11 protein-coding genes are annotated in these 12018 nt (G+C 62.4%); 5 read left to right on the top strand and 6 right to left on the bottom strand.

What is annotated here, in order from left to right; translation table 11 throughout:
- Window positions 1–2: 2 nt before the first annotated feature.
- The 5 genes from ACE3PR_RS17030 to ACE3PR_RS17010 all read right to left on the bottom strand — a co-directional run bounded on the left by ACE3PR_RS17030 (window position 3) and on the right by ACE3PR_RS17010 (window position 6431).
- Complete coding sequence (locus ACE3PR_RS17030) at window positions 3–1649, bottom strand: ABC transporter ATP-binding protein (protein WP_374374386.1); 1647 nt, start codon at window positions 1647–1649, stop codon at window positions 3–5.
- A complete protein-coding gene (locus ACE3PR_RS17025; RefSeq protein WP_374374384.1) occupies window positions 1639–2529 on the bottom strand; it encodes an ABC transporter permease in 891 nt (296 codons plus the stop codon). Before ACE3PR_RS17025 ends, ACE3PR_RS17030 begins: the two co-directional genes overlap by 11 nt.
- A gap of 60 nt (window positions 2530–2589) precedes the next feature.
- Window positions 2590–3558, bottom strand: a complete 969-nt coding sequence (locus ACE3PR_RS17020; protein ID WP_374374382.1) for an ABC transporter permease — start codon at window positions 3556–3558, stop codon at window positions 2590–2592.
- Between the two features lie 131 nt (window positions 3559–3689).
- On the bottom strand, window positions 3690–5273 hold the full coding sequence (locus tag ACE3PR_RS17015) for an ABC transporter substrate-binding protein (protein ID WP_374374380.1): 1584 nt from the start codon (window positions 5271–5273) through the stop codon (window positions 3690–3692).
- 204 nt (window positions 5274–5477) lie between these two features.
- Window positions 5478–6431 (bottom strand): alpha/beta hydrolase, encoded by a 954-nt coding sequence (locus ACE3PR_RS17010; protein WP_374374378.1) that lies wholly within the window; start codon window positions 6429–6431, stop codon window positions 5478–5480.
- Window positions 6432–6489: 58 nt separating this feature from the next.
- Here ACE3PR_RS17010 and ACE3PR_RS17005 point away from each other — a divergent pair, with 58 nt between their 5' ends.
- The 5 genes from ACE3PR_RS17005 to ACE3PR_RS16985 are packed head-to-tail and all read left to right on the top strand — an operon-like array spanning window position 6490 to window position 11198.
- Window positions 6490–7548: a GlxA family transcriptional regulator gene (locus ACE3PR_RS17005; RefSeq protein WP_374374375.1), complete on the top strand. Its 1059-nt coding sequence runs from the start codon at window positions 6490–6492 to the stop codon at window positions 7546–7548.
- Window positions 7549–7576: 28 nt separating this feature from the next.
- Window positions 7577–8563: a 3-keto-5-aminohexanoate cleavage protein gene (locus tag ACE3PR_RS17000; RefSeq protein ID WP_374374373.1), complete on the top strand. Its 987-nt coding sequence runs from the start codon at window positions 7577–7579 to the stop codon at window positions 8561–8563.
- A 21-nt stretch (window positions 8564–8584) separates the two neighbouring features.
- Window positions 8585–9544, top strand: a complete 960-nt coding sequence (locus ACE3PR_RS16995) for an L-carnitine dehydrogenase (RefSeq protein WP_374374370.1) — start codon at window positions 8585–8587, stop codon at window positions 9542–9544.
- 4 nt (window positions 9545–9548) lie between these two features.
- The gene (locus ACE3PR_RS16990) at window positions 9549–10031 is read left to right on the top strand and encodes a thioesterase family protein (protein WP_374374368.1); all 483 of its coding nucleotides are present in this window, start codon (window positions 9549–9551) and stop codon (window positions 10029–10031) included.
- Between the two features lie 6 nt (window positions 10032–10037).
- Entirely contained in the window at window positions 10038–11198 is a 1161-nt protein-coding gene (locus ACE3PR_RS16985) for an acyl-CoA dehydrogenase family protein (RefSeq protein ID WP_374374366.1), read from the top strand.
- 70 nt (window positions 11199–11268) lie between these two features.
- Here ACE3PR_RS16985 and ACE3PR_RS16980 read toward each other — a convergent pair.
- On the bottom strand, window positions 11269–12018 hold a 750-nt coding region (locus ACE3PR_RS16980; protein ID WP_374374364.1), incomplete at its 5' end, for an enoyl-CoA hydratase-related protein.

The following is a 12018-nucleotide window of genomic DNA, read 5'->3' as shown; positions in this document are numbered from 1 at the left end:
ACTCACTTGCTCTTGACCCGCCTCTTCTCGAGGAGATTGGTCAGCCAGTCGGGGTCCATTTCCGGAACCGACGACAACAAGAGCTCAGTATAGGCAGGATAAGGCGGGGAAAGCACCTCTGTCTTTGGCCCCTGCTGCACGACCTTGCCCTGGTTCATGACCACGATCTCGTCGGCAATGGCGCGCACCGTCGCGATGTCATGGGTGATGAACATATAGGAAATGTCGAACTCCGCCTGCAGGCGCAGCAGCAATTTGAGGATTTCTTCCTGCACGATCTGATCGAGCGCCGAGGTGACTTCGTCGCAGATGATGAGTTCCGGCTCGGCCGCCAGAGCCCGCGCGATACAGACGCGCTGCTTCTGGCCGCCGGAAATCTCGCTCGGCAGACGGTCGATATAGCTCTCGTCGAGCTCGATCATCTTCAGAAGATCGACGATCCGCTGCTCCAGCTTGTTCCCATGGAGGCCATGATAGAATTGCAGCGGCCGGCCGATGATGTCGTAGATGCGGTGCCGCGGATTGAGCGCCGTGTCGGGGCTCTGATAGATCATCTGGATGCGGCGCAGCAATTCCTTGTCGCGCTGTTTCAGCGACGGCGGCAGAGGCTGGCCGTTGAACAAAACCTGGCCCTTGCTGGGCGGCAGCAGACCGGTGACGACGCGGGCCAGGGTCGATTTTCCCGAGCCGGATTCACCCACCACCGCGACCGTGCGGCCGCGGGGGATGCGGACCGAGACATCGTCCAGGATCTTGACCGCATTACCATAGGCCGCATCGACATGCTCGATGCTGAGGATGGTGTCGTCATTGGATTGCTCTGGCTTGGCAAGGCCGCGCACTGCCCAAAGCGATTTCGTATAATCTTCCTTGGGCGCCGTCAGCATCTCGCGCGTCGGCGCTTCCTCAACCAGATTGCCGTGACGCAGCACCATGATGCGATGTGCCATCTGTGCCACGACCGCGAGGTCGTGGGTGATATAGATCGCCGCCGTGTTGAATTCCTCGACGATCGAGCGGATCGACGCCAGCACCTCGACCTGGGTGGTGACATCGAGGGCGGTGGTCGGCTCGTCGAAAATGATGAGATCTGGCCGGCAGGTGATCGCCATCGCCGTCATCACGCGCTGCAACTGGCCGCCCGAGACCTGATGCGGGTAACGCTCGCCGATCGTCGTCGGATTGGGGAGACGCAGACGACCATAGAGATCCTGCGCATCGGTAACCGCGGCCTTGCCGCTGCGGATCCCGTGCTGAACTTCCGTCTCGGTGGTTTGATCGATGAGGCGATGGGCCGGATTGAAAGCAGCGGCCGCACTTTGCGCGACATAGGAGATGCGCGAACCGCGCAGCTTGCGCCGCTCCTCCTCGCTCGCTTTCATCAAATCGATGCCGTCGAACACGATACTGCCGCCGGTAAAGCGGCAACCCGGCCGGGCGAAACCCATGGCGGCGATGCCCAGCGTCGATTTGCCGGCGCCGGATTCGCCGATGAGGCCCAGCACTTCACCGCGCCGCAGGGTCAGGCTGACCCCCTTGACGATCTTGTGCCAGACGTCGTCGCTCTCGCCTTCGATGCGGAGATCCTTGATCTCGAGAAGGACCGAGCCCTTCTCCCGCGCCGGCTGCTTCATGTTGTCATTGGCCATCGCGCAACCCGCTTGTCTTGTGAAGGAACCAGTCGACGACGAAATTGATCGAGACGGTCAGCAAGGCGATGGCACCCGCCGGCAGCAGCGGGGTGATGTCGCCATAGGTGATAAGCGTCGCCGTTTCCTTCACCATCAGGCCCCAATCGGCCGTCGGTGGCTGCAGGCCAAGGCCGAGGAAAGACAGCGAACTGATGGTGAGAAACACAAAGCAGTACCGGAGACCGAATTCCGTAATGAGGGGCGGCAGAATATTCGGCACGATTTCGCGGAACACGATCCAGCCGGTTTTTTCGCCTCTGAGTTTCGCGGCTTCGACAAAATCCAGCGCCACCACATTCATGGCGACGGCGCGGGTCAGACGGAAGACGCGGGTCGCGTCGACGAAACCGATCACCAGGATGATGTTGAGCGCCGTCGGCTGTTCGAAAATCGCCAACACCATCAGGGCGAAGATCAGGCTGGGGATCGCCATCACGGCATCGACCAGTCGGCTGGCGATCTGATCGACCCAGCCGCGCAGCAGGGCGGCCACGATGCCAAGCAACCCGCCGGTCAGAAAGGCGACCGCGGTCGCGGCAAAGGCGATGCCCATCGAGTTCCGGGCGGCATAGATCATGCGCGAGAGCATGTCGCGACCGAGCTGATCCGTGCCGAACCAGAACTCGTCGCTCCAGACGGCAAAGGGCTCGTTGCTCACCACTTCGGATTCACCGTGCGGCGCGATCATCGGCGCGAACAAGGCGACGATGATATAGCCGGAAAGCACGATCATGCCGAACCAGGCACTCCACGGCGCCTTGCGCAATTCACGCAAGGCTGCCTCGATCTTGGAGCGTCGGGCGCGCGGTGTCTTGGTCAATGCTGCTGCGTCACTCATGCCTGTTCCCCACGCAGAGATCGATGTTCATCATGTCGCCCTTCTCCGCCTGCGCCCAGCTCATCGTGGATGCAACAGGCGTGGATTGGTGGCGATCGAGATAATGTCCGCCAGCAGGTTGAGCAGAATATAGGTCGCGGCGAAGATCAGCGCACAGGCTTGTACCACCGGCATGTCCTTGGTGCGCACCGCGTCGACCATCAACTGCCCGATGCCGGGATAGGTGAAGACCGCCTCGACCACCACCACGCCAACGATGAGATAGGCAAGGTTGAAGGCGATCACGTTGACGATCGGCGCCCAGGCATTGGGCAAGGCATGATGCAGGATCACGCGCGACTTGCTGATGCCTTTAAGGCGCGCCATTTCGATATAGGGGCTGGCGAGCAGGTTGATGATGGCGGCCCGGGTCATGCGCATCATGTGTGCCACAATCACCAGGGTCAGCGTCAGCGCCGGCAAGGTGCAGCGATAGATGCGCTCCCAAAGCGGCGTGTCGTGATCGACCGACGCCAAGCTCGGGAAGAGCTGCCAATTGACCGCCAGGAACAGCATCAGGATATAAGCCATGAAGAATTCCGGCATCGAGATCGTGGTCAGGGTCGCGGAATTGACCACGCGATCGAACCAGGAATTTCGGTAAAGCGCCGCCAGGATACCCAGCATCAACGCCAGCGGCACGGCAACGGCGGCGGTCATGCTGGCCAGGAACAGCGTGTTCTTCAGGCGCGGCACGATGAGGTCCGCGACCTTGCGCTGATAGCCGACGCGGCTGGTGAAGGAATTGCCGAATTCGCCGGTCACCACGTCACCGATCCAGCTCACGTAACGTTCGACAGGCGGCTTGTCGAGGCCGATTTCCTTCTCGAAGGCGGCGACCGTTTCCGGCGTCGCGGCCTGGCCCAGGATGCGCTTGGCGAAATTGCCGGGCAGCATTTCGATGAGCGAGAAGATCACCAGCGAGACGATGAACAGGGTCAAGACGCCCAGTCCCAATCGCTGCAAGACCGTTCGAAGGATTGGATGCATCGCGTCCCGCACCGCCTGCCCCGCGGTGCCTCCCCAATAATTCATTTGCTAGCTTGACTGCATGGCTTCGGAATGAGTTCGGCCGGGCCGCGGCCCAAAGGGCTGCGGCCCGGCCTCACCTCAAGCCGATATTAGGCGAACCACCAACGCGAGGCGATCTTCATCCCGTCGACATCCCAGTTCGACAGCATTTCGCCATGGGCGACCTTGTTCGAATTGGCACTGATGTAGGAGTTGAAGACGATGTTGATGAGGCCGCCATCGTCATGGACGAGCTGCTGCATCTCGGCATACTGGGCCGCGCGCTTGGTGGAATCCGTTTCCGAACGGGCCGCGACCAGCAGCTCGTTGAAACGCGGATTCTTCCAGAACGTGTCGTTCCAGGCGGCGTCCGCCGCATAGGCCGTGGTGAACATCCAGTCTTGGACCGGACGGCCGTTCCAATAGGAAGCGACGAACGGCTTCTTCAGCCAGACGGCGTCCCAATAGGCATCGTCCGCTTCGCGGATGACGTTGATGTTGATGCCGGCCTTGGCAGCGCTCTCCTTGAAGAGGGTGCCGGCATCCACCGCGCCCGAGAAGGCGGCATCGGAGACCGAGAGGTCGACCGACAGGCTGTCGAGGCCCGCTTTCTTCAGGAGTTCCTTGACCATGTCCGGATTGTACGAATGGACCGGCTCGGGATTGATCGCATACTGGACGCTGGGCGCGATCGGGTTGTCGTTACCCACCGAGCCATAGCCCAGGAACACCTTCTGCAGGATTTCGTCACGATCGATCGCGTATTTCAGCGCGTTGCGGACGTCCGGGTTGTCGAACGGCGCCACCTGGGTGTTCATGACGAAGATGTAGTGGCCGTAACCGGTCACCTGATTGATCGTCAGTTCCTTGTTGCGCTTCAGCAGATTGACGGTCTTGAGGTCGCAACGATCCATGAAGTGGATCTCGCCCGAGGTCAGCGCATTGGTACGCGCCGCCACATCGGCGATGACTTTCACTTCGAACTCGTCGAACCAGACGTCCTTGTAGTAGTTCTCGTTGCGCTTCATCTTGGCGCCGACGCCCGGATCGAAGCTTTCCAGCACGAACGGACCGGTGCGGATGCCCGACTGCCAATCGACCTTGCCATCCTTGGCCGGCATGATCGGCAGGTGATAATCGCTGACATAGAAGGGGAAGTCGGCATTGCCGCCCGTCAGGGAGAAGACGATGTTATTGCCGTCGGCCTTGACCTCGGTGATCGTGTCGACGATCGATTTCGCCGCCGATTTCGAATCCGGGCCCATATGGTGCTGATACGAGGCCACGACGTCTTCCGCCGTCACGGACTTGCCGTTGTGGAAGGTAACGCCGTTGCGCAGCTTGAAGGTCCAGGTCTTGGCATCGGCCGAAGGCTCGAAGCTCTCGGCGAGGTCGCCGACGATATTGCCCTTCTCGTCCATCTCGGTGAGGCTGTTGGCGGTCGAGCCCCAGCCGACCGTACCGGTCATCTGGTCCGGATAGGTCGCCGGATCCAGCGAATCCGTCGTGGCACCATGGCCGAGGCCGATGATGAACTTGCCACCCTTCTTCGGTTCCTGCGCATAGCCGGCCTTCCCCAGCACGCCGGTGGCCAAAGCCGTCGACACGCCGAGCGCGGTCGCACGGCGCATAAAGTCACGCCGCGAGATCCGCTTGGTGAAAGCGGCCTGCTGCAGTTCTTCCCATTGATTCATATTTATCTCTCCCTAACGGCCGAACCGACCGACCCCATGCCGACCGGCGGCGAACCCTGTTTTCCGTGGCTCATCCGTCTTTGAAGCGGTGATGCCATCTCGCTTAACGTAACGCATCATTACGGCGCTGCGTTCTGGATTCTTGATGATTTACGACACGCGGTCATTGGTATGCGACATAATGGCCGGATCGTGAACGATATTTCAGATGGCTCGCACCAGATTGGGAGTTAGCGCATGCTTTGCGGCAGTGCACAAGGCGGCGAACTCAGCGGCGGCCTGCCGGCTTTGGTGCAGCACCCTTAGATAAGTGTGCGGCAGGCCGGAACCACAACTATAATCGCAAGGTATGCCAGCATGACGCAGACGCTCGGCATAGCGTTCGCCATGCAGCATAATGGGGTCCAGGGACGCGGTCGCAATGTAGGCCGGCGGCACATTTTCGAGCGACTTGGCAGAAAGCGGCATCGCATATGGATCATTGCACAGCGCCCGGCCGCCGAAATAGGCGCGGAGATACTGACTGACGGATTCCGGCGACACGCCGCCGGAATTGCCGGGCTCCACCGGACAGGTCAGCATCGGATAGATCAAGGCCTGAAACTGGATCTTCGGCCCGCCATGGTCCCGCACCCACAGGCAAAGTGCCGCCGCGAGATTGGCGCCGGCACTGTCGCCAGCCACCGCGATCCGGTCGGGATCGAGGCCGAAACGCGGTCCTTCCTGCACCAGCCAGTCGAGGCTCGCACGGCAATCCATCAGCGCGTCGGGAAAACGATGCTCCGGCGACAATCGGTAATCGAGGCTGAGGACCGCGGCACCTGTCTGCGCAGAAAGCCGCGAGGTGGCGATGTCATGGCTCTCGGGCGAGCCCAGCGTCCAGCCGCCGCCATGGAAATAGGCGATCGCCGGTACGAGTCCAGCGGCCCCTTCCGGCCGGTACAGCAAGGCCCGCAAGGGGCCGCCCGGCCCCGGCAGGGTGATGTCGTCAACCGTCACGCCGGCCGGTCGCGGCGCATTGAACCGCTGCCAGAACCGGTCATAGACAGCGCGCTGCTCGGCAATCGGCAGGGCGTCAAAAGCTGCTGTAAATACGGCATCCGAGGCGTTGATGAAGTCGACCACCTCCGGCTCCGGCTGCGCTTTATCCCTGCTCATACCCACGTCATCCCCGTTCCAACGCATCCCCTTGCTTGCCTGTATGCGACACTGCATCATGCAGCGCCACAACAAATTTCTCTCCCTAGCCCGCGTTGAGCGGCCGGAAGCGATCGCCACACCCATGCCGCCGACATCCGATAACGACCAACCGATGACCATCGGCTTCCTGCTGATGCCGCTTTTCTCGATGATGGCCTTCGTCTCGGCGGTGGAACCGCTGCGGGTCGCCAACCGCATGGCCGACCGGCAACTCTATCGCTGGGAAGTGCTGTCGCGGGACGGCAATCCGGTCACCGCTTCCAACAACATGTCGCTGGCGGCCGATCATTCGATCGCCAAGCATCCGACCTACGACATGGTCGTGATCTGCGCCAGCTTCAATCCGTTGCGCTATTTCGATGCGCAATTGAAGCATTGGCTGCAGCGCCAGAACAGTGCCGCGATCGAGATCGGCGCCATGGATACCGGCGCCTTCCTGCTGGCGCGCGCCGGGCTCCTCGATGGCTATCGCACGACCACCCATTGGGAAAGCCTCGACAGTTTTACCGAAGCTTTCCCCAAGGTCGAGGTCGAGAACGCCCTTTATGTCATCGACCGCAACCGCTGGTCCTGCGCCGGCGGCACCGCCGCCCTCGACCTGATGCTGCACATGATCAGGCGCCAGCACGGCCACCGCCTCGCCGCCGCTGTGTCCGAGCAATTCATCCATCCGGAAATCCGCGGGCCCGAAGACCGCCAGCGCATGGAGCCCAAGGAACGCCAGGGCATCAGCCATGCCGGCCTCTCGCGCGTCATCCAGCTGATGGAATCGCGCCTCGAGGAACCGGTCACCAGTGCGGTCCTCGCCAAGACCGCCGGTTTGTCGCTGCGGCAATTGGAGCGCCTGTTCGACAAATTCTTCGGCATGTCGCCGCGCCGCTACTATCTCGACCTCCGCCTGCAGCGGGCGCGCTCGATGCTGCAATACACGGATATGTCGATCGTCGAGGTCGCGGTCGCCTGCGGTTTCGGCTCGGCCGCGCATTTCTCGCGTTCCTATCACGGCTGGGCGGGCAAGGCCCCCAGCGCCGAGCGCCGCCGCCCGGCCCTCGGCATCATGCCGTCGCTGCGGTAAGGCGGGCGCGGCGGAATTCATCAAGCGCTTGTCGGAATGCGTCAACCTGCCGCAAGGCCTCCGGGCCAGCATCGCCGCCAACCAGAATCTCTCAAAGCTTCATGCCGCAAAGAAAGAGCCAGCCATGAATTACGAAGTGATCGTCACCTGCGCCGTCACCGGTGCCGGCGATACCGTGGGCAAGCACCCGGCCATTCCCGTGACCCCGAAGCAGATCGCCGATGCGGCAATCGAGGCCGCCAAGGCCGGCGCCACCGTGGCGCATTGCCATGTGCGCGATCCGGAAACCGGCAAGGGCAGCCGCGACGTCAACCTCTACCGCGAAGTGGTCGACCGCATCCGTTCCTCCGGGACGGACGTCATCATCAACCTCACCGCTGGGATGGGTGGCGATCTTGAAATCGGCGCCGGCGAGGATCCCTTCAAATTCGGCAAGGCGACCGACCTCGTCGGCCCCCTCACCCGCCTCGCCCATGTCGAAGCCTTGCTCCCCGAAATCTGCACCCTCGATTGCGGCACGCTCAATTTCGGCGATGGCGATTACACCTATATCTCGACGCCGAACATGCTGCGCGCCGGTGCCAAGAAGGTGATGGAACTCGGCGTGAAGCCCGAGCTCGAGATCTTCGATACCGGCCATCTGTGGTTCGCCAAGCAGATGCTGAAGGAAGGCCTCCTCGGCGACAGCCCGATGTTCCAGCTTTGCCTCGGCATTCCCTGGGGCGCTCCCGCCGACACCACCACGATGAAGGCGATGGTCGACAATCTGCCCGCGGGCGCCATCTGGGCGGGCTTCGGCATCGGCCGCATGCAGATGCCGATGCTGGCGCAGGCTTTGTTGCTGGGCGGCCATGTGCGCGTCGGGCTCGAAGACAATATCTGGCTGGACAAGGGTGTCCACGCCTCGAACGGCTCGCTGACCGAGCGCGCCTGCGAAATCATCACGCGCCTCGGCGCCCGCCCGCTCACCCCGGCCGAAGGCCGCAAGAAGCTCGGCCTCAAGGCGCGCGGCTAAACAGACCAAGGACATATGAACATGATCACCAACATCAAGAAATGCGCCATCATCGGTACCGGCGTCATCGGCTCGGGCTGGGCCGCGCGGTTCCTCGCCGCCGGCCTCGACGTCGTCGCCTGGGATCCCGGCAAGGGTGCCGAGGCGCAGCTCCGCGCCAATGTCGCCAATGCCTGGCCGGCGCTGGAAAAGGTCGGCTTGAAGCCCGGCGCTTCCCAGAGCCGCCTCACCTTCGTCGCCACCGTGGAAGAAGCCGTGAAGGATGCGGATTTCATCCAGGAGAGTGCGCCGGAGCGTGAAGACCTGAAGACCAAGCTCCATGCCCAGATCACCGCGGCGGCGAAGCCCGACGCCATGATCGGTTCCTCGACCTCGGGCCTGCTGCCCTCGGATTTCTACAAGGAAGCGAAGAATCCCGAACGCTGCATGGTCGGCCATCCCTTCAACCCGGTCTATCTGCTGCCGCTGGTTGAAGTCTGCCCCAGCAAATGGACCTCGCCCGAAGCCGTCGCCGCCGCGATCGAGTTCTACAAGAGCCTCGGCATGCGCCCGCTCCATGTGCGCAAGGAAGTCCCGGGCTTCCTCGCCGACCGTCTCCTTGAAGCGGTCTGGCGCGAAGGCCTTCACATGGTGAAGGACGGCTATTGCACTACCGGCGAACTCGATGACGCGATCCGCTTCGGCTTTGGCATCCGCTGGTCGTTCTTCGGCATGTACATGATCTATCACATGGCGGGCGGCGAAGCGGGCATGCGCCACTTCCTGGAACAATTCGGCCCGGCGCTGGACCTGCCCTGGACCCATCTCAAAGCCCCGCCCTTGACCGACGATCTCATCAACAAGATCGTCGAAGGCACCGGGGCTCAGGCCGGCAAGCATTCGATCAAGGATCTCGAACGCCTGCGCGACGATTGCATCATCAGCGTGATCGGTGCCATCACCGAGGCCAAGGCCAAGCACGGCTGGAAGTACGAGGACTGATTTGATGAGCGCCCTGCTCCGCCCGCATCGAGAGGTCGTTCGGCCCGAATGGGCCGATTACAACAAGCATCTCAACGATGCCTTCTATCTGGTCATCTTCAGTCACGCGACCGACGCGATGATGGACCAGATCGGGCTCGATGCGGCGGGGCGGGAGCGCAGCAATCACTCGCTGTTCACCGCCGAGTTGCACCTCAACTATCTGAAAGAGGTGAAGGTCGGAACGGAAGTGCGCGTCGAGACCACCTTCCTCGGTGTCGATGCCAAGCGCCTCCACATCTTCCACACGATGTATCGCGGCGACGAGGCTGAACCGGTCGCGACCAACGAGCAGATGCAGCTCTCCATGGACATGACCGGTCCGCGCGTGGCGCCGTTCCAGCCGGATGTGCTGGCCCGGATCGAGGCGATCGCCGCCGAACATGCGAAACTGCCGCGGCCCGCCCAGGCTGGCCGCTCTATCGGAATGCCGCCTAAAAAAGGGTGACGTGACATGAATTTCGGATTGACCAGCGAGCAGCAGATGCTCGTAGACGCCACGCGCGCTTTCGTGGAAGCGGAACTCGTGCCGTTCGAGAACGAGGTCGAGAAGACCGATCACGTCCGCCCGGAACTCATCCATCAGATCCACGAGCGCGCGATCAAATCCGGCTTCTACGCGGTCAACATGCCCGAGGAACTGGGCGGCGGCGGCCTCGACCATTTCGCCTTCACCTTGTTCGAGCGCGAACTCGGCCGCACTTCCTTCGCCCTGCAATATGCCGTGCATCGACCGAGCAACATCCTCCGCGCCTGCAATGACGAGCAGAAGGAGCGCTATCTGCTCCCCACCATCCGTGGCGAGCGGGTGGAATGCCTTGCCATCACCGAACCCAATGCCGGCTCCGACGTCCGCTCGATGCAATGCCGCGCCGAGGCGCAAGGCGATGATTTCGTCATCAACGGCACCAAGCATTTCATCTCCTATGCCGATGTCGCCGATTACATCATCCTCTTCGCCTCGTCCGGAACCGAGGAGACGAAGCGCGGCCCGAAGAAGCTGATCACCAGTTTCCTCATCGACAAGGATACGCCGGGGCTGGAAGTCCGCATGGGCTCGCGCTCGGTCAGCCATCGCGGCTTCCACCATTGCGAATTGGTGTTCAACAATTGCCGCGTCCACAAGCGCCAGGTCCTGGGCGAGGTGCATCACGGCTTCGATGTCGCCAATACCTGGCTGGGCGCCACACGCCTCACCGTCGCCGCGCAATGTGTCGGCCGCGCCCAGCGCGCGATGGAGATGGCCACCGGCTGGGCCGCCACGCGCAAGCAATTCGGCCAGACCATCGGCAAGTTCCAGGGCGTCTCCTTCAAGCTCGCCGACATGGCGACCGAGATCGAGGCGGCCAATCTCCTCGTGCTGCAGACCGCCTGGAAAACAGCGGAAGGCAATGCCCAGGACCAGGATTACGCCATGGCCAAGCTCTTTGCGACCGAGATGCTCGCACGGGTCACCGACCAGGCCGTGCAGATTTTCGGCGGCATGGGCCTCATGGAGGAAACCGGCATCGAGCGCTTCTGGCGCGACGCCCGCGTCGAGCGCATCTGGGACGGCACTTCCGAGATCCAGCGCCATATCATCTCCCGCGCCGTCCTGCGCCCGCACGAGGCGTAAGGCGCGCGGAAACAAAAAGGCCGGGAAGAGCCCCTCTTCCCGGCCTTTTTCATGTTGGAGGGTCCGCCGATCAGCCGCCCTTGAAATCGGCCTTGCGCTTCTCGGCGAAGGCCTTGACGCCTTCCTTGGCGTCGGCGGATTCATCGGCCGCCTCATAGGTCTTCATGGTGCCCGAGCGGATGAGGTCGAAGCTCTCGCGGATCGATTTATCCTCCATCTCGCGGATGCATTCCTTGAGCGCCTGGACCGTGAGCGGCGCGCCGGTCGCGATGAGGTCGGCCCATTCCCGTGCCGCCTCCATCAGCTTTTCCTTCGGCACCACCTTGTTGACGAAGCCGTAATGCGCGGCTTCCTGCGCCGGCATGCGGCGGCCGAGCAGCAGGATTTCCATGGCGATGTTGTGCGGCAGGCGCTTGGGCAGGCGCTGCACGCCGCCGGAATCCGGCACGATGCCGAGCGGCAATTCGGGCAGCGAGAACTCGACATGCTCGGCCGCGATGACCAGATCGCAGGCCAGCGCCAATTCCCAGCCGCCGCCGATGCACAATCCATTGACCGCCGCGATCACCGGCTTGTTGAGATCCCAGAGCTCGGTCAAGCCGGCGAAGGAACCGGGGCCGTAATCGTGCTTCCACCATTTGCCGACCAGATTCTGCGCCGCGGCAGCCTTCAGATCCCAACCGGCCGAGAAAATCTTCTCGCCGGCCGCGGTCACGATGCCGACGCGCAGATCCGGATCGTCGCGCAGCTCGCAAAAGGCATGGCCCAGCGCGCGCGAGGTCTCGATGTCGATGGCATTGACCTTCGGCCGGTCGAGCGT

This window comes from Dongia sp. (assembly GCF_041909655.1).
GTDB lineage: Bacteria > Pseudomonadota > Alphaproteobacteria > Dongiales > Dongiaceae > Dongia.
Note: the sequence above shows the minus strand (reverse complement) of the source record. Positions and strands in the feature narration are given on the sequence as shown.